Here is a 23546-nt window from a genome sequence, read left to right as displayed (position 1 = left end):
TTACAAATTCATGCAATTGGGGATTGACCCGATTGCGACACATGTCGCATAATCATCCCAATCGTCGCATAAAGGTCAAGCCATGTCCACCAACACTCCCATTCCCTCCGTCAGCGAGCTGACTTTGCTGAAGGCACTCTGGAAGCAACAGCCGCTCAGCGCCCGCGAAATCCACGACGCCGCCGCCGACGAGCTGGCGTGGTCGTTCTCGTCGACCCGTAAAACGCTCGACCGTATGCTGGAAAAGCACATGGTCAGCCTGCAAATCGTGCACGGCATCAACGTCTACAGCGCGCAGCTGGAAAAAGTCGGCACCCTGGCGGCGTTCGCGCACGACTTCGGCCGCCGCGTGATGGAGATGGACACGCCGCTGCCCGTCACCATGTTCACCGGCAGCAAACTGGTCGACCAAGATGAACTGGCGCAGTTGGAGCAGATGCTGCACGAGTGGCCCGACGACGAAGCGTCCAAGCCATGATGTCGGCCTATGTACTGATGTTCAAATGGCTGCTGGCCGGCGTCAGCTGCGCGCTGGCGGGATTGGCGATGTACTGCCTGCTGAACGCCGCGCTGCGCGTGTGGCCGGCGCTGGCGGCGCGGCGCGCGGTGTGGCTGGCCGCGCAGATCGTCGTCGCCGGGGCGGCGCTGCTGCCTTTCCTGCCGCACGGCGAACAAATCAGCGTGGCGCCGGCCGTCACACTCGGCGCGGAAGAGTCGTCGGCCATTCTTCGCCTTGCGCTGGAGGATGGCGGCGATCGGCACGGCGAAGCGCAGCCTTCCGGCCATGCCGGCATCGCGCCGCGCGACGCAGCCAGTGATGCCGGTGACCGGCCGCCGTCGATGGCCGCGTTCTCCGCGCTGGCCGTGGGGCTGCCGATATTGTGGACCGCTTTGTACGCCGCAGGCCTGGCATACGCGCTGGCCCGGCTACTGCGCGCGCGCATGCTGTGGCGGCGATTGCTGGCGGCCGCGCGGGTGCTCCCGGCGCGCGAGTTGCCGGCGCACGGCGCGTTCAGCGAAGAACAGTTGTCCAGGATCGCACGATCCCGCCTGACGGTGATGGAGACCGAGGCGGCGGTTTCGCCGATGCTGATCGGCTTGCGCCGGCCGATACTGCTGCTGCCGCGCCATCTGCGGGAGTTCAGCGCGGATCAGCAGCAGATGATCGTCGCACACGAGCTGCACCACTGGCGCGCGCGCGATCCACTTTGCCTGGGCGTGTCGACCGCGTTGCAAACGGTATTCTGGTTCAATCCCGCGCTGCGCTGGCTGGTCGCCAGGATGACATGGGCGCTGGAACTGGCGTGCGACCAGCGCGTGCTGGCCGGCCGTCCGCAGCAACAGCGTAAGCGCTACGCCGCAGCCCTGCTGCAACAGTGGAAGGCGCAGGCGACGATGCCACCTGGCGGCGGCCTGGCGTTCGGCGGCATTCATGGCGACACCATCGCCACACGCATCCTGCATATGCAAAAAACCTCGCTACCGGCGCTGAACACCGTGGCCGCGTGGACCGTCGCGGTGCTGATGGCGGCGGTGCTGGCGGCGGGCGCCATGCTGCAACCTGCGCTGGCGTTCAATATCGAGCGGCGGGCCACGGCTGGACCGGCGGCCGTCGATTCCTTGGAGCCGGCCGCCACGACGTGGCGCCATCCGCTCGACAGGATGCGCGTGTCCGGTTTCTTCGGCGTGTGGCGCGACGTCTCGGACAAGCCGCACCAAGGGATCGACCTGGCCGCCCCCAAAGGCACGCCGATACACGCGGCGGCCGCCGGCACGGTGATCGCATCCGGCGAGCTGGCCGAAAACAACGGCCGTTACGGCACCTCGGTCATCATCGAAACCGGCGCGCGGCAAACGCTTTATGCGCATTTGAACAGCGTTGCCGTCAAGGCCGGGGACCGCGTCGCCGCCGGACAAGTGATCGGCGCCGTCGGGGAAAGCGGTTTCGCCACCGGGCCGCATCTGCACTTCGAAGTGCGCCAGGATAACCGGACCATCGATCCGGCGACGGTGCTCGCCGATCTCGACGTCCACGCCACCAGGCGTGCGTTGAAGATCCGCCGTCAACAACAAGGCTATTAGGCCCCCGCCCTACTCCCCGTTTCAATCATCGTTGCCGCCAACCCGCAGCCCTTCAAGGCTGCGGCAAGGCGAACTGCCGCCCAAATTTTGGCGGCGACCACCAAGGAGCCGATATGCCGTTACACCGAATCGCCGGCGGCTTGCTGCTGATCTCCGCCGCAGGCGCCAGCGCCGCCGACATACCCGAGCCGCTGCAAGTGCAGGTCACGGGCGCCCGCGCCGACCAGCGCCAGCGCGAAACCACCACCGCCATCGTCATCCAGCATGAGGAACTGGTGCGCCAGGGCGACCAGTCCCTGTCCGATGCCCTCAAGCGCCTGCCGGGCATCAGCATCTCCGGCACGCCAGGCCAAGGGGGCGCGATCAGCATGCGCGGCCTGGGCAACGGCTACACACAGATCATGCTGAACGGGGAACCGGTGGCGGCCGGGTTCTCGCTGGATTCCATCGCGCCGGAGATGATCGAACGCATCGAGATCATGCGCAGCGCGACGGCGGAATTCAGCAATCAGGCGGTGGCCGGCGCCATCAACGTCATTCTGAAAAAGGCCGTCAAGCGCGGCCAGCGTTCGCTCGGCGCCAGCGTCGCCCGACAAGGCGGCGAGACCACGCCTACGCTGACGGCGCAGTTCTCGGACCAGGACAAAGGCTATTCATACAGCCTGGCGGCGACGGCGCAGCGCAAGCACACGAACAAGCCCTTTACCGACCAGGAGGAGCAGCGCGACCTGAACGGCGCCTTGCTCCTGCTGCGACGCACGCCGCAAACCGATTCCGGCCGCACGGACTCGCTGACCCTGACGCCGCGCCTGAACTGGACGCTTGCCGGCGGCGACACGGTGAGCTGGCAGAGCTTCGCCAATCTGCGGCGGGTCGCCAATCGAAACCACGCCGACGAAACGGCGCTGGTCGGCGACAACAGCGAGTATCCCCGCAACTTCGCCGACTTCGTCGCGGACTTCGTCATGCTGCGCAGCGACGTCAATTGGACCCACCTGATGTCCAACGGCGCCAAGCTGGAAACGAAGCTGGGGGTGAGCAGCAACCGTCGCAGCGGCAGCTTCGATTTCCATGGTATGGATATCGAAGGCAATACCAAGGCGCGGCACCTGGTCGATTCCGGGCCGTCGGAGACCAGCGTGACGGCCAGCGGCGCTTATCGCCACCCGGTCGGTGAGCGCCACGCGCTGGCGCTGGGCTGGGATGTCAGCCGCGCCGTGCGCAACGAGGACCGCAATGAAAGAACGTTCGGTGCCGACGGCGGGCAGACCGGCGCCAACAACGCCGACTACCGCGCCAACGTCAATCGCCTGGCCTTCTTCGTGCAGGACGAGTGGGAAGCGACCAAAAACTACTCGCTCTATCTCGGCTTGCGCCACGAGCGGCTGGAGACCGCGAGCCGCGCCGACGCGGCCAACGCGCCCGATGCGCTGGACTCGCGCTCGGCGGTCTGGAGTCCGTCGCTGCAAACGCGCTATGCGCTGCCGAACAAGGACGTGCTGCGACTGGCCGTCAGCCGCACCTACAAGGCGCCGCCGCTGGTCAAGCTGGTGCCGCGCCGCTACACCAAAGACAACAACAATAACCCGACCAATCCGGACGAACAGGGCAATCCGGATCTGCGTCCGGAACTGGCGTGGGGCCTGGACGCGGCCTACGAACATTATCTGGGCGACGGTGCGCTGGTCAGCGTCAGCGCCTATCTGCGGCGGATACGCGACGTCACGATCACGCGCCTGTTCGAGCAGGATGGCGAGTGGGTCGAAGCGCCGTTCAACAACGGCAACGCCAGTGTGCGCGGTGTGGAGCTCGAGGCCAAGCTGCCGCTGCGCCGCCTGTTGCGGGGCGCGCCGGCGATCGACCTGCGCGCCAACCTGGCGCGCAACTGGTCGCGCGTCGACAAGGTGCCGGGACCGGACAACCGCCTGGAGACGCAGACGCCGTTCACCGCCAACCTGGGGGCGGACTATCGCCCGGATGGCTCGGCGCTGACGGTGGGCGGCAATCTGAACTACCAGGCCGGCGGCGCGGTGCGGCAGGCGCGGCAGGTACGGCTGGGCGGCACCCCAAAGCGGGAGCTGGATCTGTACGCGTTGTGGAAAATCGATGCGAAGACGCAGCTGCGCATCGCCGGCGGCAACCTGCTGCGGCAAACCGCGACCGAGTGGCACGATTACGTCGACGCCGCCAGCGTGCGGCACCGCGTGACGGTCACACCCAGCAGCGCCACGCTGCGCGTGATGCTGGAATATCAATTGTGATGGAGCATGCGGCTAATGAACGTTGCGGGCGATGAAGTAGACCGCAGCAGTTAGTCCCGAACAGACCACGGTCATCCATGTGATCAGCCGCCACGTTTGGGCCTCCATCGCCTTGTAGAATTCTGTGCGCACCATTTCGACGTCCACCTTTTTAGCGTAATGTTCAATGAAAAAATCGAACTTGCCATTCAAAATCGTGACTTCCGCTTGCACTTGCGTCAATGAGGTCTGTTGAGCTGCAACACCGCCCTGGAGTTTGGTCACGTCGCTTTGAAGCCTGTTGACCGTGCTCTGCACTACCGCCACCTCCTCACGCACGAGCACAGAGTCCGCATGCAAGGCTTCGTTGCTCGCTTGCAGGGCGCGGAGAGCTTCTTCAATCGCAATGTATCGATGGTCGTCCATCGCTATATGATTCGCCCCGCACGATACAACGTCAAGCGGCACCGAACCGCAATATCGACTGGATCAAATTGCCGGATTGAAGGCTGTGCTGTGGTAAGGTTTCGTCCATGACGCACGCACAAACCCAACCTTTACAAGAAGTCTATAAACCGTATAAACGCTGCATGGTCATGGGCGGTGGCGGGTTCCGGTTTGGCATCTATATCGGCATGTACGCGGCGCTGCGGCAGGCCGGCAAGGCGCCGGACATCCTGCTCGCCAGCTGCGGCGGCGCCATCGCCGCGACCATCATCAACAACCTGCCCGACCCCGGCGAGCAGCGCGCATGGCTGGCGTCGCGCGATATGTACGACTTCTGGTGCGGGCTGAAATCGACGCGCCACGCGGCGCTGATCGGTACCCTGGCGCGCGCCGCCAAGCGCAAGCTGTCGCCGGCCAGCGTGCCCGTCATCCCCGACCTGTTCGGCGACTATCTGTTCGAGATTCCGCCGCAGCTGCCTTTCCCGTCCGCCAGCGGCGCGCCGGAGGTCGATGTCGCCATCATCGGCGGCAAGCTGCTGTTCGATCCTTCGGAAGTGGGCCGGCCGCGCGGCCAGCGCAAGCTGTTCGCGGAGACCGTGTTTTGCGGCGAACGCGCGGCGGCCGCGCTGCGCGGCATGCCGTCGCCGCTCAGCGACGCGCGCTGGGGCGAACACGCGGTGTCGCGCGATCTGCTGATCGACGGCGGCGTGCCGATCACCGAGGCGGCCCGTATCTCGATCTCCGACATGATCTACTTCCGCTGCCGCGAGTATGGCGGTGATGAATATATCGGCGGTGTGCTGGATCTGTTCCCGGTCGAGATCGCGCGCCGGCTCGGGGAGGAGGTGATCATGGAATTCAAGGAGGCCTTCGACCAGGTGTTCTCGATACCGGCCTGGCGCGCGGTGCTGGGATTGAACGGCAATGCGCGCCTGCGGTATGCCAATACCTATCTGGCGGACCTGCGTATCGATTCGTCGGATGTGTCGCGGGTGCTGGCCAAGCAGCAGTTGCAGCAAAAGCTGCATTGGCGCCGCAACCGCATCGAGCTGGCGATGCCGGCGGCGTACGACACCTTTGTGCAGCACATGAACGACCAGTGGCAGTACGGTTACGACCGCGCGGTGGAGGCGCTGGCGCATCCGGCCGGCCAGCATCCTCCTGTGCGGCGGGCGACCAAGTACAGCAAGCGGTTGCGCGAGGTGTGAGGTGAGCCAGCGCAATCCGCCATGCACGCGCGCCAACGACGCATGACCGTTAGCTAAAATCCGACGCCAGCGCCTGATGCAGCGCCTGCACCGCCGCCGAGCCTTCGCCGACGGCCGCCGCCACCCGCTTGACCGAGCCGCTGCGCACATCGCCGACGGCGAAGATGCGCGGCCGGCTGGTCTCCAGAAAATGCTGGCCGCGCTCCAACGGCCAGCTACCCGGCGCCACGTCAGAGCCGGTGAGCACGAAGTTCTTGTCGTCCAGCGCCACGCAATCGCCCAGCCACGCGGTATTGGGCTCGGCGCCAAGGAACAGGAACACATGGCGCACTGGCGAGGCGCGCGCCTCGCCGCCCGCCGTCTGCCAGACGATGCTCTCCAGCCGTTCGCCGCCGACCATCTCGACGATCTGCTTGCGCGTGTGCAGCGTGATATTCGGCGCCGCTTCGATGCGCTGGATCAGGTAGCGCGACATGCTGGCCGCCAGGCCGTCGGCGCGCACCACGATATGGACATGCCTGGCATGCCCGGCCAAAAACACCGCCGCCTGTCCGGCCGAATTGCCGCCGCCGACGATGACCACTTCCTCGTCGGCGCAAAAGGTGGCCTCCATGAACGACGCGCTGTAATAGACGCCGCGTCCTTCGAAGCGCTCCAGCCCCGGCAAGTCCGGCTTGCGGTAACGCGCCCCGGTGGCGATGACGATCGAGCGCGCGCGCAGCCGCTCGCCGCTGTCGACGGCGATGTCGAATTCCGCGTTGTCGCAATTGAGCGCGCTGACCTTGAGCGGCACCGCCACCTCGGCGCCGAACTTGCGCGCCTGCGACAGCCCCCGGCCCGCCAGCGCCTGGCCGGAGACGCCGGTCGGGAAGCCGAAGTAGTTTTCGATCTTGGAGCTGGAACCGGCCTGCCCGCCCGGAGCCTTGGCGTCCAGCACGGCCACGCTCAAGCCTTCCGATGCCGCATACACGGCGGCGGCCAGTCCGGCCGGCCCCGCGCCAACGACCACCAGATCGAAGGTGCGGCCGTCGATGCGGTCGGAACTGAGGCCGATGCCGTCGGCCAGTTGGCGCAGGCTGGGATTGCGCAGCACCTCGCCATTGGGCGTGACCACGGCGGGGATGTCGGCCGCCGTCACACCGAAACGCTCCATCAGCGCGCCGGTTTCCTCGTGCAGGTCGATATCGAAGTAAGCGGCGGGTTGGCCGTTACGGGTCAGGAAGTGGCGCAGCGCCAGGGTCGGCGCCGAGTCGCGGGCGCCGAACATCAGCAGGCCGCCGCTCTGGTCCTGCATGTAGGCGACGCGCCGCAGGATGTAGGCGCGCATGATGGTTTCGCTCAAATCGGCCTCGGACACCACCAGGGTGCCGAGCGATTCCTCGCTGATGACGATCACCTCCGCATCGGTGAGCACGCGGGCGGTGGCGACGGCGGCGCGCCCGGCCAGGGTGCCTATCTCTCCGGTGAAGGAGCCCGGACCGTGGGTGCCGATGATGGTGGTCCCCAGCGCCGAGGCACGTTCGACCTCGATCTCGCCGGAGATGAGCACGTACATGGGAATGTGGCGGTCGCCCTGGCGGAACAGCACGCCGCCGGCGGCGATGCCGCGGCGCTCGCCATAGCGGCTGAGCACCTCGAACTGCCGGTCGCTCAAGGTGGGGAAGATCTGATGGCGGCGGTTGCCGATGTCCGACGACGCCAAATGCGGACTGATCGCCATGCCGGCGCCGGGCTGCTGTTCCATGCGTGTCCTCGATTGTTCAGTGATGTTGGGCCGATTCCGGGTGCGCCGGCGCTAGCGGCACAGCTCGCGCCACGATTCCTCGAACTCGGCCGGCGCGACATCCTGCGCCAGCAACGTCAGCTCGCGGGCGACCGAGATGTAGCGCTGGAACCCGATATAGGTGCCGAACGCGTCCTTCGCGTTGACCTCGCCGCAGGGCGCCCCGCCCTTGCCGATGAACTGGTTGCGAAATTGCGCGGAGCCAGGGTCGCGGATCTTTTCCTTCACATATTTTTCGCCCAAACTGGTCAGTGTCAGGACTTCTTCCTGCTGCTTCTGCGCCTGGCTCTTGCCGCAGGCGGTCACACAGGCCAGCAGCGCCAACGCCACCGACAGCACCGCACCCCGGCGAAGGGTGTTTGCTAAAGTCATAATGTTTTCTCTTTTGTAATTCCCTGAAATCACCTCTAATATAGCAGGTCTGTCAACCGTAACGCCGCAACACCCCGCATTGTTGACAGACTGTGTATTTGCTACTATCCCAAGCTTTACAGTTTGATCAGGAGATCGCATGTTACATAACCATAATATTCCCGCCCGTTTCTATCAAGCCTTGCTGGCCTGCACCTTGTTGCTTGGGAGCTATGCGGAGGCAGCAGACAAACTGGCCAATGTGACCATCCTCGCCACCGGCGGCACCATCGCCGGCAGCGGCGCCAGCAGCACGACCACGGTCGGCTACACCGCCGCCACCGTTGGCGTCGACAGCCTGATCAAGGCGGTGCCGGAACTGTCCAAGGTCGCCCAGGTCAAGGGTGAGCAGGTGTTCCAGATCGCCAGCGAAAACATGAGCAACGAACATTGGCTGACCCTGGCCAAGCGCGTCAACGTGCTGCTGGCGCAGCCGGATGTCGACGGCATCGTCATCACCCACGGCACCGATACGCTGGAAGAAACCGCTTACTTCCTCGATCTGGTCGTGAAAAGCAACAAACCGGTCGTGCTGGTCGGCGCCATGCGCCCGGGCACCGCGCTGTCGGCCGACGGCCCGATCAACCTGTACAACGCCGTGCTGCTGGCCGCCAATCCCGACGCCGCCGGCAAAGGCGTGCTGGTGGCCATGGCCGACCAGATCCACAGCGCCCGCGACGTGAGCAAGACCAACACCTCGACCCCGGACAGCTTCAAGACCACCGAACTGGGCCTGCTGGGCTACATCCAGGGCAACAAGCCTTACTTCTACCGCGCCTCGACCCGCAAGCACACCGCCGAGACCGAATTCGACATCAGCAAGCTCGACAAACTGCCGCAAGTGGACATCGTCTACGGCTACGCCAACGTCGGCCCGGTCGCGCTGAACGCGCTGGTCGCCGCCGGCGCCAAGGGCATCATCCACGCCGGCGTCGGCGACGGCAGCCTGGCCGCCTCGGTCAAGACGGCGCTGGTCGCCGCCCGCAAACAGGGCGTGATGATCGTGCGCGCGAGCCGCGTCGGCCAGGGCATCCTGGCGCGCAACGGCGAAGCCAACGACGACGAACTGGACTTCGTCGCCGCCGACACGCTCAATCCACAAAAAGCGCGCATCCTGCTGATGCTGGCATTGACCAAAACCAATGACAGCAAGGCCGTGCAAAAAATGTTCTACACGTATTAATCCCGAGGATTCAACCCATTACGGATAGTCTGGCCGCCGCATGCGGAACAGGCTATCCGGTCCAATCTCGAAGTAATCGGCCGGGCCGCCGCCGCGCAAGATCGTGCGCGAGCCCGCCGTGTCATAGATGCCGTCGCGCAGCAGTTCATTGGCGATGTGCACGCCCACCACCTCCCCCATGATCAGCCAGCCATTGGTCGGCTCGCCCGCCGCGCTTTGCAGGCGGATGATCTGCGTGCATTTGCATTCGAACGCGACCGGGCTTTCCTCCACGCGCGGCACGCCGACGACGCGCGACGGCGCCGGCGTCAGCCCCGCCAGCACGAACTCGTCCACCTCCGGCGGCGCCGGCGCGCAGCTGGCGTTCATCGCCTCGGCCAGGGGGCGCGTCGCCAGATTCCAGACGAACTCGCCGGTCTGCTCGATGTTGCGCAGCGTATCCTTGCGGCCCTGGCTGGAAAAACCGATCAGCGGCGGCGTGTAGTTGAAGGCGTTGAAAAAACTGTAGGGCGCCAGGTTCAGGTTGCCCTGCTCGCCGCGCGAGGAAATCCAGCCGATCGGGCGCGGCCCGACGATGGCGTTGAACGGATCATGCGGCAGGCCGTGGCCCTGGGATGGCTGGTAAAAATAACGTTCGCTCATATGGTTCCGGTAAATGCGGCGCGCGGCGGCACCATGGCCGATTTTCGCACAAGCAGTCGACTCCTGCTTTGGACCGGGCTCGTCCGGCCGCGAGCGAAATACCTGTGACGCCACCCTTGCGCGACCGGCGCGCGAGGTTTACGCTTGAGCACCTCCTCTACCGAATGCGATACATGAACGAAGAATTGCAATTCCGTCCACTCAAAGCGCCCCTGTCCAACAAGGTTCTGGAAGCCTACCGCAAGGACGCCGCCTGGTCCGCGCCGCCGCCGAAACAAACAGCGCAGGATGCGCGCGGCAAAGTCCAGTGGGTCAGCGTCGAATGGAAAGCCAAACAAATCGGCGTGGCGCGCCTGGAACTGGCGCCGCCGGAATTTTGCTTCCTGTCGGAACTGATTATTTTGAGCAAATTCCGAGGGCGCGGCGTCGGCCGCTGGTTCATGGCGCGCATCGAACAATATTGCCACGCCCAGGGCATACGCCGCCTGCTGCTCGAAGCCGGCGACGGCACCGAATCGTTCTACAAATCGCAAGCGTTCGTGGCCGATCCGTTGCTGCCGAACCTGCTGAAAAAAGACATCAACCCCTTCCAGCGCAAGATGTTCATGCCGATCGGCGGATAGAGGTCGTAACAAATTCGGTAGCCAAGGATCGGTAGCCAAGGACGCCGTCCGACGCGTCGTCACGGCTTCAGGCGCGCCAGCAACTGGTCCGCGACAGCCGACGCCGAGGCTGGATTCTGGCCGGTGATCAACTCCCGGTCCACCACCACTTTGCTTTGCCAGTTCGCGGCGCTGCTGTAGACGCCGCCCGCGCGCTGCAAAGCCGTCTGCGGCAGGAACTTCATCGTGCCCCCATTCAACATGCCTTTCGCCGCCTCTTCCTCGCTATTGCTGATCACGGTCATCTGGTAGCCCGCATAAATCCAGGCGGGCGCCGTCCCCGCCGGCGACGCCAGCTTGCGGGTGAACCGCTCCGGCTGCTCCAGCGCCGACAACAAGGCGATCGGTCCGTGACACACCAGCGCCGTCGGCTTGGCCCGCGCATGGAAGTCGCGCAGCAGGCGGCCGAGCGCCTCGCTGTGCAGCAAGTCCTGCATCGGCGCGTGTCCGCCAGGAACGTAGACCGCGTCATAGCGCGCGTAGCCCCCCTGCTCCACCCGCGCCAGGCTGACGACCGGCGATTGCTCGACCGAGGTGATGCGCAATTTTTCCAACAATGCCAGATGCTCTTGCATGCTGGCCTCGTCGTTGTCGAAGTACATCTTATCGACCGAATTGCGGTCCAGCGAAGGCGCCTTGCCCAGCGGCGTGGCGAAGGTGATGGTGTGGCCGGCGTCCAGCAGCTTCTTGACCGGTTGCATCAATTCGTTGGCGTAGAAGCCGGTGTCGAAGGTCCGGTTGTCGCGCAGTTCCAGCTGCGACGCGTCCGAGAGGACGACCAGCACATTGGCGGCGTTGGCGCCCAGGGCCGCGAGGCCGAGCATCAATGTGGCGGTGGTAGTGGCGGCTTTGCGGATGGAATTTTTCATGAGAGTGCTCCTGTGAAGTGTTTTGCAGTAGCGCCACTCTATTGATGACTGTAGAGTGTGTAAATAACCGAAAACTCAAATCATTTGTTCTTGAAAGGTTGGAATGGGACGGCAATTCGATCACATGGGGGACGTGGAAGCGTTCGTGACCATCGTCGACAAGGGCACCATCAGCGCGGCGGCGGTGGCGCTGGGCACGACGCCCTCGGTACTCAGCCGCGCCGTCGCCCGGCTCGAGGCGCGGCTTGGCGTGCAACTGATGCGCCGCACGACGCGCCGCCTGAGCGTGACCGAGGCCGGCACGTTGTACCTGGAACAGGCGCGCAGCGCCTTCGGACTGATCGCCGATGCCGAGCGCGCCATCCAGGGCCAGGGCGGCGAGCTGTCCGGCACGATACGCATCAGCGCGCCGACGACTTACGGCCACTACCGTCTGCCGGGGTTGCTGCGGCCGTTCATGGAGCGGCATCCAAAAGTCATGATCGAGCTAAGCATTTCCAACCGCAATGTGGACCTGATCGAAGAAGGTTACGACATGGCGATACGGCTGGGGGAATTGGCCGACAGCGGCCTGGCCGCCAAGCGCCTCGGCGACGCCGACGTTTGCCTGGTGGCCTCGCCCGGCTATCTGCGGCGCGCGGGCATGCCGTTTGGCTTGGAAGATTTGGGCCGCCACGCCTGCCTGCCGTTCACGCTGCCGAGCACCGGCCGGCTGTCGCCGTGGCTGCTGAGGGTGGACGGAAAGGATGTCGACTGGCTGGCGCCGGCGCGCATGCGCGTGGCAGATGATGTATTGGGCGTGGTGACCCTGGCGCAGCAAGGCTTGGGCATTTGCCAGACCTACCGCTTTGTCGCCGACGAACGGCTGCGTGGTGGCCAGCTGGTCGAAGTGCTGCCGGCCCTGGGGGGGCGCAGCAGACCGTTTTCGCTGATTTATCCGCCGCACCGACGCATGTCGGCCGCTTGCCGCGCGCTGATCGACAGCTTGCAGCCATAAAAAACGCGTCCGAGTTCGTAGGCTCGGACGCGTTGGACAACACCTACCCTAGGTTAAGCTTTTTTTGCTTGCTTGCGGCGTGCGACGAAGCCCAGCAGGCCCAGGCCGGCGGCCATCATGCCGTAGGTTGCTGGTTCTGGCACTGCCGAAACGGCAATGGTCAGGTCGGAGCCGTAAGCGCCGCCGCCGGTGCCGGCCACCAGGCCGTCGACTTGAACGAAGTAGCTACCCGCCGACAGGCCGGTCGCGGTCAACTCCCAACGATCGGTCGGATTTGCGCCGCCGCCGGTGAAGTTGCTGCCCGCGTAGGTGCCCAGCACCGCGTCGGTCATCGGATCATATTTCACCAGGCTGAACGAGGTGATCTGCAGATCCTTGATGGTGCTCGACGCCAGGTAGCTCGACGTCAGCGAGGTGGACGAGTCGAAATTGGAGTTCAGAACGAACATGTACTTGTCCGTGAACGTGTTGGTGCGGTCGGCGCTGCCGTAGGTGTTGCCGAAGTGAGCGTTGTAACCACCGGCGCCATCGCTGTCCAGATTGATGCTGACGGTTTGTCCCACATTCGCGGCGAAAGCGGCCGAGCCGAACAGGCTAGCGCCCGCGATCATCGATGCCAGCAAGAGATTTTTGATTTTCATTTTTGTTTCCGCAGTAGTTAGTATTTGTGCAATTTGAGTTACCGAACACCCTTATTAGGTGATGCGGAGAATATAGTTTTGTCTCCGCGTCAACTGTGCGGTAACCAACACAAGTGGCGAAATGTACAAATGATTTGTCGGGATGACATCAAACCCGGTTGTTAACAAATTCTGTGGATAAGGCTGTTAACAAGCACCACCCCCACCGGGCAAGTCGATGTTTTTAAAGAGAATTATATTGGTGCGCAAATTTGTCGCAGCTAAAGTTATCCACTGGCATTACACTTATGCATCTTTGCCTTTCAGATCACAAGGAACCCATGAAATCGCGCCTTACCGCCCTCGCCTTCGCTCTTAACGCGCTCGCGCTGGGCGCCCTTTGCCTCCCTGTCCCCGCCGCCGCGATCGACGCCCCGGCCAAATACAATCTGCGCGAGCACTACACCAAGTACGAATACCGCATACCGATGCGCGACGGCGTGCGCCTGTTCACCGCCGTCTACGTGCCCAAGGATGCGGGCAAGCGCTATCCCTTCCTGATGGAGCGCACGCCCTACAGCGCCGGCGTCGACATCGACGACGAGCTGCACTACGGCGTCGATTTCTATCCGGACCACGTCGGTCCGTCGCCCGAGTTCGAGCAAAGCGGCTATATCTTCGTCCAGCAGGACGTGCGCGGCCGCTATATGTCCGAGGGCAAGTGGCAGGAGATGACGCCGCACGTCAATCCCAAGCGCGCCAAGGGCGAAGGCAACGAGAGCGAGGACATGCACGACACCGTCGACTGGCTGTTGAAAAACGTCCCCAACAACAATGGCAAGGTCGGCATCCTCGGCATCTCCTATCCGGGCTTCTACACCTCGGCCAGCATTATCGATTCGCACCCGGCCATCAAGGCGGCCTCGCCGCAGGCGCCGGTCACCAACCTGTACATGAACGACGATTCGTACCACGGCGGCGCTTTCATGCTGTCGGCGAACTTCGACTTCTACTCCGCCTTCGTCGATGTGCCCAACCCGACGCCGCTGCCGAAAACCTGGACCCGCTTCGACTACGGCACCGCCGACGCCTACGAGTTTTTCCTGTCGCACCTGACGCTGTCCAACATCACCAACACGATGACGGCGAACCAGCGCGCGCTGCTGATGCCCAACATCGAGCACCCGACCTACGACGACTTCTGGAAGGCGCGCGCCATCGCGCCGCATCTGAAAAACATCAAGGCCGCCGTGCTGACGGTGGGCGGCTGGTACGACGCCGAGGACCTGCAGGGACCGCTGACCACCTACAGCACGATCAAACGCAACAATCCCGGCATCTACAGCGGGCTGGTGATGGGGCCGTGGTCGCATGGCGGCTGGAGCCGCTACGACGGCAAAAGCCTGGGCCATGTCCAGTTCGATTCTAAAACCGGCGAATATTTCCGCAGCAAGATCGAATTCCCGTTCTTCGAGCAGCATCTGAAAGACGTTCCGAACAAGAACGTGTCGGAGGTGTACGCGTTTGAAACGGGCAGCAACGTCTGGCGCAACTACGCGGCCTGGCCGCCGAAGCAGGCCCAGTCCCGCACCTTGTATCTGGGACCGAACGGCACGCTCGACTGGAAGCAGCCGGCCGCCGGCGCCGCCCAGGCCTTCGACGAGTATGTGGCCGATCCGCGCAAGCCGGTGCCGTACACCGCCTATCCGGCGACCGGCGTGCCGAAGGAATACATGGTGGGCGACCAGCGCTTCGCCTCCACCCGGCCGGACGTGCTGACCTACCGCAGCGAGGTGCTGGAAGAGGACGTGACCGTCAGCGGCCCGGTCAAGCCGCGTCTGTTCGTCTCCACCACCGGCACCGACGCCGACTGGGTCGTCAAGCTGATCGACGTCTATCCGGAAAGCTATCCCAACAGCGCGCAAAGCGACGAGCACCACACCGACGTGCCGAAACCGGCGCTGACCATGGCCGGCTATCAGCAACTGGTGCGCGGCGATCCACTGCGCGGCAAGTTCCGCAACGGCTTCGAAACCCCGCAGCCGTTCACGCCGGGCAAGGTGGAAGCGGTCAACTACACGATGAGCGACGTCAACCACACCTTCCGGCGCGGACACCGCATCATGGTGCAGATCCAGAGCTCGTGGTTTCCGCTCATCGACTTGAATCCGCAGACCTTTGTCGACATTCCGAAAGCGAGGCCGGAGGACTTCCAGAAGGCGACGCAACGGATTTACCGCGCGCCGTCGATGTATTCGGGCATCGAAGTGCAGTTGCTGCCGGCGACGCGCTGATACGGCGCCGTTTCTTGCGTAACTAGCATCTTAGGAGGATAATCAGATGATAATTATTCCTATTTAGCCAGCGAAGTGTCATGCGACCCAAGTAGCCAGCCAACAACTACTTCAGGGACTCACATGACACTGACCAAGACCCCGCTGGCCTTGATGCTGGCCAGCCTTTCCTTTTCCAACGCCGCGCTGGCGCAGACCGGCGCGGTGCCCGAGCAGGCCATGCCTGTCGTGACCGTCAACGGCGAAGCCGACGGCTACCGCCCGACGACCTCCACCACCGGCACCAAGATCGACGCGCCGCTGCGCGATATTCCCCAAACCATCAACGTGGTGCCGCAGGAACTGCTGCGCGACCAGGGCGCGCGCTCGATGCAGGACGTGCTCAAGGCCGTGCCGGGCATCGGCATGTCGCACGGCGACGGCCAGCGCGACCAGGTGACCATCCGCGGCTTTAGCGCCATCAGCGACCAGTTTGTCGACGGAATGCGCGACGATGCGCTGTATTTTCGCGATTTGTCGAATGTCGAGCAGATCGAGGTGATCAAAGGGCCGGCATCGGTGCTGTATGGCCGTGGCTCGTCCGGCGGCATGATCAACCGCATCACCAAGAAGCCCGGCATCGACCGCAGCGAAGTGAGCCTGCAAGTGGGGCGCTGGGGCCAGAAACGTGGCGAGTTCGACCTGGCGCGCAATCTGACCGACAGCGGCGTCGCTTTCCGCGTGACGGGCGCGGCGGAAGACTCGGACAGCTATCGCGACCAGCAATTCCTCAAGCGCCAGGCGCTGGCGCCGTCGGTGCAGTTCAAGCTCGGCGCCGACACGCTGTTGCTGCTGCAGGCGGAATATCTGAAAGACAAGCGCGTGACCGACTTCGGCATTCCCTCGTATCAGGGACGCGCGGTCGATGTACCGCCCGGCACCTATTACGGCGCGGCCAATGCAAAAGACTTCGACTACAGCGAATCGGAGGTGAAAGCCTACGGTTTCACCCTGGATCACCGCTTCAACCGACAGCTGTCGCTCCGCAACGCCTTCCGCCACTACGACTACACGCTCGACCGCAACAATACGCTGGTGGGCTCGGTCAACGAAACGGCGCGCACCGCCTCCCTCACCCGTGGCAACGTCGCCCGCGATGAGGATGGCTATTCGAACCAGACCGAACTGACCCAACTGACGGAGTTGGCCGGCATGCAGCATCAGATACTGTACGGCGTGGAGTTCGGCAAGCAAAACAAGAACCAGCTGGTGCGCTCGCAAGCCAATGTTGCAACCGTGTCATTGTTTAATCCGGTGAATCCGGTTGTGCCCTTCGCCGCCGGCGGCGCGCCGACGTCGAATAACCTGGGTATTTTCAAAACCGCCAGCGCTTATTTGCAGGACATGGTGACTCTGGCGCCGGAGTGGAAAGCGCTGGCCGGCATTCGCTATGACCGGTTTGAACAGGAGAATGTCGAAAGGCGCGTCGGCGTTCCCAGTGTTAGCCGCACCGATCGCAATTGGAGTCCGCGCGCGGGTCTGGTTTATCAGCCGAGCGCGGTGCAATCGTATTACGCGTCGTTCAGCCGCTCTTTCCAGCCGTCGGGCGAAGGCTTCGCATTAACCACCGCGAATGCGCAGATCGCGCCGGAAATTACCAAGAATAAGGAAGTCGGCGCCAAATACGACTTATTCAACGGGCGCGCATCGGCCGGCATTTCGGTATTTCAGCTAACCCGCACCAATATTAAAACCACCGATCCACTGACGCTTCAACTTCTTCCCCTCGGCACGCAACGCACCAAAGGCATGGAGCTGACATTTAATGGCGATTTAGGGAATGGCTGGAAAACATGGGCCGGTTATTCCTATCTGGACGCGGCGATGATTTCTTCTATTGGACGCGACGACGGCCAAGCGGTTCTGGGAAAACGCCCGACATTAACTCCTAAGCATGCCGCCAATTTATGGATGAGCAAAGCGCTGGCCGGCAGCTTCGGCGTGGGCGGCGGCGTGAATTATGTCGGCGACCGTTTCGCGAATCCGGGCAATACGGTAACACTACCGAGTTATGTCACAGCCGATGCGATGGCCTATTACCGTCATCGTGGTATTGACTTGACATTGAACCTGACAAATCTATTCGACCGTGCTTATATCGTAGCCGGACACGGAAGCAGCAAAAATCTGAACCTACCAGGCGCTCCCCGCTCGGCCCAGCTGACTGCACGCTACCGGTTCTAAGGGCACCTGCGCCAGAAATCGGCGTAATCACGCTAATTTCTGGCACAAAATTGAACTATCTAGCTATCTTGCATAGCGTAAACCATCTCCGACTATCAAGGACAAGGACCGAACTTTGTGACACCTGACGGTGCATTTGAAGAAGCATACATCCGATAGAGATAGGGGGTATGCCCTGCATTTCGTGTATCGGGACCACCGGCCGCGACCATTCCATTGTTATGCGCGTCCCATGCAGCAAATTGGGTTGCCTTCTCGGAAGTGGTGTAATTTGTCGGCCATGGGTACTTAGGTGGTGTGACGTTCTCGTTGGTAGCACTCGAGAAATAGCCGACCCATTGAATAGTTCTGATGCACCGAGCAGGAGAACTATTTGCATAATCTTGCAGAGCATGGCTCACCGCTAATCCCGTAGCATAATGGTCATAATGATCTGGATGTGCAAACGGGGGCGGGCCAGCATAAAATTCTGGAATATTCACCCAAGTATCGTTTGCATCTTGTTCCCGACCAATCAAGGCGCGGAGGAAAGTCTTCAAAGTATACCAAGTAAAGGTTCTAACTCCATCGACAGACGAGATAGTAATATTCGGATTGGTGATCGATTGATTTCTGAACCAATAAAAACCGCTTTTATCCTCGAAACCATCAATCAATCTGATGTTATACATAATAACATTGCTTCCCGGAGTACCAATTTCGGTCCGCTGAATTGTTTTCCCATCAATAACCACGTTGGTGGTGTTATCGGAAGTCGGAGTAGTGCCTGTGAGCCCAAACCAATACCTCAGCGAGGCCGCATGGCCTCTCTCCCGGGTTATGTAATAAGGATTGTTCATAGGATTGGAAACACCTGGATAAATCCCTGCGCCCTGCACCGCAGGATTAGTTTCACCACCTACGTAAGATCCGGTTGTCATTACCACGAAGACGACTTTGGCTTTGGACTGGACATCATAGGCAGCGTTCCGGCCCATAAATAATTCGACGTCGTCCGCATGCGCGCCAAAATAAAACGACGTAGCCTGCGCAAGTCCAGATCCTAGCAATAACGACATAATTGCTGCGTAACGTCCGAGCTTCAACATGATTTTTCCTTAAAATTAAAGAAATAACAATCTAACACGAAAAAAAGCTATGATCTGCAAAACTGTAAAATTAAATATGTCACACGCGAATCGTTTGCTTTACGCATATCACGATGTCAGCGCAGACCTGTTAATAACGCACTGGAGGTTTTGGCCTGCCCAGCAGGAATCGAACCTGCGACCCTTAGCTTAGAAGGCTAATGCTCTATCCAACTGAGCTATGGGCAGTCACGACAGCGAGAATTCGCCGCAGAAATGAAAAACGGGTTGTCTATGACAACCCGTTAGTGTTCTTGGTCGGAGTACAAGGATTCGAACCTTGGACCCCCTGGTCCCAAACCAGGTGCGCTACCGGGCTGCGCTACACTCCGAAGACAGCATTCTAACGCCTGGCGCCCTCGCCGTCAATGAACGGGCCAGCTTAATCTTTCATTGCTGAACTCAGCTGTCACCCTAAGCCGCCAGCTGCGCTTCTACTTTATCGGCAATACGCTGCGCCATCGAATCCGCGTCCTGGGCGTTACGTGCTTCGACCATCACCCGGATCAAAGGTTCCGTGCCGGAGGCGCGGATCAGCACGCGGCCGCTGCCTTCCAGCTCGCGCTCGACCTTTTCCTTCTCGGCCACCATGGCGGCGTTCTTGGTCCAGTCGAAACCGGGCGCGACGCGCACATTGACCAGGGTTTGCGGGAACAGCACCAGCTCGGCCGTGCACTCTTCCAGCGATTTGCCGGCGCGCTTGAGCGCCGACAGCACTTGCAGTGCCGAGATGATGCCGTCGCCGGTGGTGTGCTTGTCCAGGCATAGCAGGTGGCCGGAGCCTTCGCCGCCCAGCAGCCAGCCCTTGTCCTGCATCACTTCCAGCACGTAGCGGTCGCCGACCTTGGCGCGGGCGAAGCCAACGCCCTTCTCTTTCAACGCCACCTCGACCGCCATATTGGTCATCAAGGTGCCGACGGCGCCGGCCACCGGGCCGGTGGCCATGCGGTCCATGACCATCAGGTAGAGCAGCTCGTCGCCGTTGTAGAGGCGGCCGTTGGCGTCGCACATGATCAGGCGGTCGGCGTCGCCGTCCAGGGCGATGCCGAGGTCGGCGCCGTGGGCGCGCACCGCCGCCGCCATCGCTTCCGGCGCGGTGGCGCCGTGGCCGAGGTTGATGTTGAAGCCGTCCGGCTTGTTGCCGATGGCGATCACCTCGGCGCCGAGCTCGTGGAACACGTGCGGGGCGATATTGTAGGCGGCGCCGTGCGCGCAATCGACCACCAGCTTCATGCCGCGCAGGTCCAGCTCGTTCGGGAAGGTGCTCTTGCAGAATTCGATGTAGCGGCCCTGGGCGTCGTCGAGGCGCTTGGCGCGGCCCAGTTTTTCCGACGGCACGCACGTCATCGGCAGGTCCAGCGCGGCTTCGATATCGAGCTCGACCGAATCAGGCAGCTTGGTGCCCTGGTCGGAGAAGAACTTGATGCCATTGTCCTGGAACGGATTATGCGACGCCGAGATGACCACGCCGGCCGACAGGCGCAGCGCGCGCGTCAGGTAGGCGATCGCCGGCGTCGGCATCGGGCCGGCCAGCATGACGTCTACGCCCGCCGCCGAGAAACCGGCCTCCAGCGCCGCTTCCAGCATGTAGCCGGAAATGCGCGTGTCCTTGCCGATCAGGACCGTCGGCCGCTTGCCGCCGGTGCGCGGAACGCCCGCCAGGACCTTGCCGGCCGCGTAGCCGAGACGCATGACGAAGTCAGGCGTGATCGGCGATTCGCCGACCAGGCCGCGGATACCATCGGTGCCGAAATATTTACGTGCCATGTTGTGTGCTCTTTATCGTCGGTGTCGTTATTGTGTGGTGTCGTTATTGATTTTAATGCGCCGCCTGCCAGACCTTGAGGGCGTCGACCGTTTCGGCGACGTCGTGCACGCGGACGATCGCCGCCCCGTGCGCCACCGCCGCCAGCGCGCCGCCGACGCTGCCGGCCATGCGCTGTCCGACCGGCTTGCCCGTCACCGCGCCGACCATCGATTTGCGCGACAAACCGGCCAACAACGGCATATCCAGTTCCGCAATCAACCGCCTTGTGGCCCTGAGTAAGGCGTAATTATGCTCCACCGTCTTCCCAAAGCCAAAGCCGGGATCGATGCACAATCGACGGGGATCAATTCCCGATGTGATCATGGCATCGATCCGTTCCCGCAAGAAAGCAATCACCTCGGCGACCACGTCGGTGTACGACGGCGCCAGCTGCATGTGTTGCGGATCGGATTGCATGTGCATGATGCACAACGCGCAGTCGCTGTCGCGCACCGCCTCCAGCGCACCCGGCGCGCGGAAGCCGTTGATGTCGTTGATCATGTCGACGCCGGCGATGATGGCTTCCCGCATCACCTGCGGCTTGTAGGTGTCGACCGAGATCGCCGGCCCCTGGTCGCGCAGCGCGTACAGCACCGGCATCACGCGGCGCAGCTCGTCTTCCAGCGGCAGCGGCGGCGCGCCGGGACGGCTCGATTCGCCGCCGACGTCGATGATGTCCACGCCGTCGAGGATCATTTGCTCGGCGTGCGAGATCGCGAACTCGAGCGACTGGTAGTGGCCGCCGTCGGAAAACGAATCGGGGGTGACGTTGAGGATGCCCATCACGCGGGCGCGCACGCCGTCGCCTTGCAAGGGGTAGTTGAATCGGCCGAACTGTAGTGTGGATCGCATGAAAAAAACGGAAGTGGTAATGAAAAAGGGCGAGGATTTCTCCTCACCCTTGTCGCTGCTAGCGGACCGTGCGGCCCACTGCTTAGGCCGGTGCGGTCACGCTGGGCGTCACGCCCGTGCCGCCGTCGCTAGGCGGCTGTTTGCGGATCGTCACTCCCGGTTTCGGTGGACGTGGCTCCAGGCCAGCCATGATGTCGTTGATCTGGTCCGCGTCGATGGTTTCCCATTCCAGCAGCGCCTTGGTCATGACTTCGACTTTTTCGCGGTTCTCTTCGAGCAGCGAACGGGCCAGCTTGTACTGCTGGTCGAGGATGTTGCGGATCTCGGCGTCGACCATTTGCTGGGTCGCTTCGGAAATCGTCTTCGACGCGCCGCCGAAGAAGCCGTCGTTCTGGCTGTCCTCGTAGACCATCACGCCCATGCTGTCGGACATGCCGAAGCGGGTGACCATCGAGCGGGCCAGCTTGGTAGCGCGCGAGAAGTCGTTCGAGGCGCCGGTCGACATCTGGCCGACGAAGATTTCCTCGGCGATACGGCCACCGAACAGGATCGAAATCTCTTCCAGCATCTTGTCCTTGTAGCCCGAAATATTATCGTGCTCCGGCAGCTGCCAGGTCAGGCCCAGTGCCCAGCCGCGCGGCATGATCGTCACTTTGTGGACCGGATCGGCCTTCGGCAACAGCTTGGCGACGACCGCGTGGCCCGACTCGTGGTACGCGGTGTTGCGGCGCTCTTCCTCGCGGATGATCATCGACTTGCGCTCCGGACCCATGAAGATCTTGTCCTTGGCATCCTCGAAGTCGATCATGTCGACCAGGCGCTTGCTGCGGCGGGCCGCGAACAATGCCGCCTCGTTGACCAGGTTGGCCAGGTCGGCGCCCGAGAAGCCAGGGGTGCCACGGGCCAGGATGTCGGCCTTGACGTCGGTGCCGATAGGCACTTTGCGCATGTGCACGTTCAGGATCTGTTCGCGGCCACGGATGTCCGGCAGGCCGACCGAGACTTGACGGTCGAAACGGCCCGGACGCAGCAGCGCCTTGTCCAGCACGTCGGCACGGTTGGTCGCGGCGACCACGATCACGCCGGACGACGCTTCGAAGCCGTCCATCTCGACCAGCAATTGGTTCAAGGTCTGTTCGCGTTCGTCGTTACCGCCGCCCATGCCGGCGCCACGGTGGCGCCCGACAGCGTCGATCTCGTCGATGAAGATGATGCAAGGCGAATGCTTTTTGGCGTTTTCGAACATGTCGCGGACGCGGCTGGCGCCGACACCGACGAACATTTCAACGAAGTCCGAACCGGAGATCGAGAAGAACGGCACCTTGGCTTCGCCGGCGATGGCGCGCGCCAGCAACGTTTTACCCGTGCCCGGAGGACCGACCATCAGCACGCCGCGTGGGATACGGCCGCCCAATTTCTGGAACTTGCTCGGATCCTTCAGGAAGTCGACGATCTCGTTGACTTCTTCCTTCGCTTCGTCGCAACCGGCGACGTCGGCGAAGGTGACGGTGTTGTTCGATTCGTCCATCATGCGCGCCTTCGACTTGCCGAAGGAGAACGCGCCGCCCTTGCCGCCGCCCTGCATCTGCCGCATGAAGAAGATCCACACGCCGATCAGCAACAGCATCGGGAACCACGACACGAACACTTGCTGCAGGAACGATGGCTCCTCTGGCGGTTTCACGTCGAAACGGATGCCGTTGTCGCGCAGGTCGCCGACCAGGCCGCGATCGAGGATCGTGGCGGTGGTGCGGACCTTGGTGTCATCGGTGCGGGTCGCGGTGATGTTGCCACCCTCGATCACGACATCCTTGATGCGCTTGGCTTTCACGTCATCCAGCAAATCGGAGTAAGCGATGGGTTTGGCGCCGCCAGCAACGCCATGGCTATCGAACTGCTTGTACAGCATGAGCAGGAGCAGTACGACGACTACCCAGATGGCTGATTTGGAAAACATGTTATTCACGAAAACTCCTTGGATGCGGGGCGCATCTTTTAACCTTGGGCTAGAAACCCGATTTTACTCGTAATAAGCAGGCGGTGCCAGAAGCCCACCCGTGCGCAAGGGTGTAAACCCAGCAGAAAGGCACATTATTTGA

The 23546-nt window shown here is 62.5% G+C and carries 19 protein-coding genes and 2 tRNA genes; 9 read left to right on the top strand and 12 right to left on the bottom strand.

What is annotated here, in order from left to right; all coding sequences use genetic code 11:
- The first annotated feature begins 82 nt into the window (after nucleotides 1–82).
- From MRBLMU1_RS27365 to MRBLMU1_RS27355, 3 genes are all read left to right on the top strand, one after another.
- Nucleotides 83–478, top strand: coding sequence for a BlaI/MecI/CopY family transcriptional regulator (locus MRBLMU1_RS27365; RefSeq protein WP_363508563.1), 396 nt, complete (start codon nucleotides 83–85; stop codon nucleotides 476–478).
- On the top strand, nucleotides 475–2082 hold the full coding sequence (locus MRBLMU1_RS27360; protein WP_363508560.1) for a peptidoglycan DD-metalloendopeptidase family protein: 1608 nt from the start codon (nucleotides 475–477) through the stop codon (nucleotides 2080–2082). The genes MRBLMU1_RS27365 and MRBLMU1_RS27360 overlap by 4 nt, the downstream gene beginning before the upstream one ends.
- 113 nt (nucleotides 2083–2195) lie before the next feature.
- On the top strand, nucleotides 2196–4343 hold the full coding sequence (locus MRBLMU1_RS27355; protein WP_363508557.1) for a TonB-dependent receptor plug domain-containing protein: 2148 nt from the start codon (nucleotides 2196–2198) through the stop codon (nucleotides 4341–4343).
- A gap of 12 nt (nucleotides 4344–4355) precedes the next feature.
- On the opposite strand, the gene MRBLMU1_RS27350 is transcribed toward MRBLMU1_RS27355, so the two are convergent.
- A complete protein-coding gene (locus MRBLMU1_RS27350; RefSeq protein ID WP_363508554.1) occupies nucleotides 4356–4748 on the bottom strand; it encodes a hypothetical protein in 393 nt (130 codons plus the stop codon).
- A 107-nt stretch (nucleotides 4749–4855) separates the two neighbouring features.
- On the opposite strand from MRBLMU1_RS27350, the gene MRBLMU1_RS27345 reads away from it, so the two are divergent.
- Nucleotides 4856–5977, top strand: coding sequence for a patatin-like phospholipase family protein (locus MRBLMU1_RS27345; RefSeq protein ID WP_363508551.1), 1122 nt, complete (start codon nucleotides 4856–4858; stop codon nucleotides 5975–5977).
- 49 nt (nucleotides 5978–6026) lie between these two features.
- Here MRBLMU1_RS27345 and MRBLMU1_RS27340 read toward each other — a convergent pair whose 3' ends face one another.
- Together MRBLMU1_RS27340 and MRBLMU1_RS27335 are read right to left on the bottom strand one after the other, a co-directional pair.
- On the bottom strand, nucleotides 6027–7721 hold the full coding sequence (locus MRBLMU1_RS27340) for an FAD-dependent oxidoreductase (protein ID WP_363508548.1): 1695 nt from the start codon (nucleotides 7719–7721) through the stop codon (nucleotides 6027–6029).
- Nucleotides 7722–7772: 51 nt separating this feature from the next.
- Nucleotides 7773–8132, bottom strand: a complete 360-nt coding sequence (locus MRBLMU1_RS27335; RefSeq protein WP_363508545.1) for a hypothetical protein — start codon at nucleotides 8130–8132, stop codon at nucleotides 7773–7775.
- Nucleotides 8133–8271: 139 nt separating this feature from the next.
- Here MRBLMU1_RS27335 and MRBLMU1_RS27330 point away from each other — a divergent pair, with 139 nt between their 5' ends.
- Complete coding sequence (locus tag MRBLMU1_RS27330; protein ID WP_363508542.1) at nucleotides 8272–9354, top strand: type II asparaginase; 1083 nt, start codon at nucleotides 8272–8274, stop codon at nucleotides 9352–9354.
- An 18-nt stretch (nucleotides 9355–9372) separates the two neighbouring features.
- Here the strand turns inward: MRBLMU1_RS27330 and MRBLMU1_RS27325 are convergent, their stop codons facing one another.
- The gene (locus tag MRBLMU1_RS27325) at nucleotides 9373–9996 is read right to left on the bottom strand and encodes a flavin reductase family protein (protein ID WP_363508539.1); all 624 of its coding nucleotides are present in this window, start codon (nucleotides 9994–9996) and stop codon (nucleotides 9373–9375) included.
- A 173-nt stretch (nucleotides 9997–10169) separates the two neighbouring features.
- Here MRBLMU1_RS27325 and MRBLMU1_RS27320 point away from each other — a divergent pair, with 173 nt between their 5' ends.
- Nucleotides 10170–10619: a GNAT family N-acetyltransferase gene (locus MRBLMU1_RS27320; RefSeq protein WP_363508536.1), complete on the top strand. Its 450-nt coding sequence runs from the start codon at nucleotides 10170–10172 to the stop codon at nucleotides 10617–10619.
- A 59-nt stretch (nucleotides 10620–10678) separates the two neighbouring features.
- On the opposite strand, the gene MRBLMU1_RS27315 is transcribed toward MRBLMU1_RS27320, so the two are convergent.
- Nucleotides 10679–11527 carry a type 1 glutamine amidotransferase domain-containing protein gene (locus MRBLMU1_RS27315; protein WP_363508533.1) on the bottom strand — a complete coding sequence of 283 codons (849 nt, stop codon included), beginning with the start codon at nucleotides 11525–11527 and terminating at the stop codon, nucleotides 10679–10681.
- 103 nt (nucleotides 11528–11630) lie between these two features.
- Between MRBLMU1_RS27315 and MRBLMU1_RS27310 the strand changes: the two genes are divergently transcribed.
- Nucleotides 11631–12524, top strand: coding sequence for a LysR family transcriptional regulator (locus tag MRBLMU1_RS27310; RefSeq protein ID WP_363508530.1), 894 nt, complete (start codon nucleotides 11631–11633; stop codon nucleotides 12522–12524).
- A gap of 53 nt (nucleotides 12525–12577) precedes the next feature.
- On the opposite strand, the gene MRBLMU1_RS27305 is transcribed toward MRBLMU1_RS27310, so the two are convergent.
- The gene (locus MRBLMU1_RS27305) at nucleotides 12578–13165 is read right to left on the bottom strand and encodes an FxDxF family PEP-CTERM protein (RefSeq protein WP_363508527.1); all 588 of its coding nucleotides are present in this window, start codon (nucleotides 13163–13165) and stop codon (nucleotides 12578–12580) included.
- Between the two features lie 320 nt (nucleotides 13166–13485).
- Here MRBLMU1_RS27305 and MRBLMU1_RS27300 point away from each other — a divergent pair, with 320 nt between their 5' ends.
- Both MRBLMU1_RS27300 and MRBLMU1_RS27295 read left to right on the top strand, forming a co-directional pair.
- Nucleotides 13486–15438, top strand: a complete 1953-nt coding sequence (locus MRBLMU1_RS27300; protein ID WP_363508524.1) for a CocE/NonD family hydrolase — start codon at nucleotides 13486–13488, stop codon at nucleotides 15436–15438.
- 123 nt (nucleotides 15439–15561) lie between these two features.
- Nucleotides 15562–17661 (top strand): TonB-dependent receptor, encoded by a 2100-nt coding sequence (locus MRBLMU1_RS27295; protein ID WP_363508521.1) that lies wholly within the window; start codon nucleotides 15562–15564, stop codon nucleotides 17659–17661.
- A 95-nt stretch (nucleotides 17662–17756) separates the two neighbouring features.
- Here the strand turns inward: MRBLMU1_RS27295 and MRBLMU1_RS27290 are convergent, their stop codons facing one another.
- The 6 genes from MRBLMU1_RS27290 to ftsH form a co-directional block, all read right to left on the bottom strand.
- Nucleotides 17757–18749 carry a hypothetical protein gene (locus MRBLMU1_RS27290; protein WP_363508518.1) on the bottom strand — a complete coding sequence of 331 codons (993 nt, stop codon included), beginning with the start codon at nucleotides 18747–18749 and terminating at the stop codon, nucleotides 17757–17759.
- A 151-nt stretch (nucleotides 18750–18900) separates the two neighbouring features.
- A tRNA-Arg gene (locus MRBLMU1_RS27285) sits at nucleotides 18901–18977 on the bottom strand.
- Nucleotides 18978–19043: 66 nt separating this feature from the next.
- A tRNA-Pro gene (locus MRBLMU1_RS27280) sits at nucleotides 19044–19120 on the bottom strand.
- A gap of 82 nt (nucleotides 19121–19202) precedes the next feature.
- Nucleotides 19203–20555 carry a phosphoglucosamine mutase gene (gene glmM, locus MRBLMU1_RS27275; protein WP_363508515.1) on the bottom strand — a complete coding sequence of 451 codons (1353 nt, stop codon included), beginning with the start codon at nucleotides 20553–20555 and terminating at the stop codon, nucleotides 19203–19205.
- A 52-nt stretch (nucleotides 20556–20607) separates the two neighbouring features.
- Nucleotides 20608–21447 carry a dihydropteroate synthase gene (gene folP / locus MRBLMU1_RS27270; RefSeq protein WP_363508512.1) on the bottom strand — a complete coding sequence of 280 codons (840 nt, stop codon included), beginning with the start codon at nucleotides 21445–21447 and terminating at the stop codon, nucleotides 20608–20610.
- Between the two features lie 82 nt (nucleotides 21448–21529).
- A complete protein-coding gene (gene ftsH, locus MRBLMU1_RS27265) occupies nucleotides 21530–23413 on the bottom strand; it encodes an ATP-dependent zinc metalloprotease FtsH (RefSeq protein ID WP_363508509.1) in 1884 nt (627 codons plus the stop codon).
- Between the last annotated feature and the right edge of the window lie 133 nt (nucleotides 23414–23546).

It is taken from the genome of Burkholderia sp. LMU1-1-1.1 (assembly GCF_040675865.1).
GTDB lineage: Bacteria > Pseudomonadota > Gammaproteobacteria > Burkholderiales > Burkholderiaceae_D > Rugamonas.
Note: the sequence above shows the minus strand (reverse complement) of the source record. Positions and strands in the feature narration are given on the sequence as shown.

Excerpts from the sequence above, each read along its gene's own strand:
- MRBLMU1_RS27345 (WP_363508551.1), top strand. The coding sequence starts at position 4,856 with ATGACGCACGCACAAACCCAACCTTTACAAGAAGTCTATAAACCGTAT.
- folP (WP_363508512.1), bottom strand. The coding sequence starts at position 21,447 with ATGCGATCCACACTACAGTTCGGCCGATTCAACTACCCCTTGCAAGGC.
- MRBLMU1_RS27330 (WP_363508542.1), top strand. The coding sequence starts at position 8,272 with ATGTTACATAACCATAATATTCCCGCCCGTTTCTATCAAGCCTTGCTG.
- MRBLMU1_RS27355 (WP_363508557.1), top strand. The coding sequence starts at position 2,196 with ATGCCGTTACACCGAATCGCCGGCGGCTTGCTGCTGATCTCCGCCGCA.
- MRBLMU1_RS27290 (WP_363508518.1), bottom strand. The coding sequence starts at position 18,749 with ATGTTGAAGCTCGGACGTTACGCAGCAATTATGTCGTTATTGCTAGGA.
- glmM (WP_363508515.1), bottom strand. The coding sequence starts at position 20,555 with ATGGCACGTAAATATTTCGGCACCGATGGTATCCGCGGCCTGGTCGGC.
- MRBLMU1_RS27340 (WP_363508548.1), bottom strand. The coding sequence starts at position 7,721 with ATGGAACAGCAGCCCGGCGCCGGCATGGCGATCAGTCCGCATTTGGCG.
- MRBLMU1_RS27350 (WP_363508554.1), bottom strand. The coding sequence starts at position 4,748 with ATGGACGACCATCGATACATTGCGATTGAAGAAGCTCTCCGCGCCCTG.
- MRBLMU1_RS27365 (WP_363508563.1), top strand. The coding sequence starts at position 83 with ATGTCCACCAACACTCCCATTCCCTCCGTCAGCGAGCTGACTTTGCTG.
- MRBLMU1_RS27335 (WP_363508545.1), bottom strand. The coding sequence starts at position 8,132 with ATGACTTTAGCAAACACCCTTCGCCGGGGTGCGGTGCTGTCGGTGGCG.
- MRBLMU1_RS27325 (WP_363508539.1), bottom strand. The coding sequence starts at position 9,996 with ATGAGCGAACGTTATTTTTACCAGCCATCCCAGGGCCACGGCCTGCCG.
- MRBLMU1_RS27305 (WP_363508527.1), bottom strand. The coding sequence starts at position 13,165 with ATGAAAATCAAAAATCTCTTGCTGGCATCGATGATCGCGGGCGCTAGC.
- MRBLMU1_RS27300 (WP_363508524.1), top strand. The coding sequence starts at position 13,486 with ATGAAATCGCGCCTTACCGCCCTCGCCTTCGCTCTTAACGCGCTCGCG.
- MRBLMU1_RS27320 (WP_363508536.1), top strand. The coding sequence starts at position 10,170 with ATGAACGAAGAATTGCAATTCCGTCCACTCAAAGCGCCCCTGTCCAAC.
- MRBLMU1_RS27310 (WP_363508530.1), top strand. The coding sequence starts at position 11,631 with ATGGGACGGCAATTCGATCACATGGGGGACGTGGAAGCGTTCGTGACC.
- MRBLMU1_RS27295 (WP_363508521.1), top strand. The coding sequence starts at position 15,562 with ATGACACTGACCAAGACCCCGCTGGCCTTGATGCTGGCCAGCCTTTCC.
- MRBLMU1_RS27360 (WP_363508560.1), top strand. The coding sequence starts at position 475 with ATGATGTCGGCCTATGTACTGATGTTCAAATGGCTGCTGGCCGGCGTC.
- MRBLMU1_RS27315 (WP_363508533.1), bottom strand. The coding sequence starts at position 11,527 with ATGAAAAATTCCATCCGCAAAGCCGCCACTACCACCGCCACATTGATG.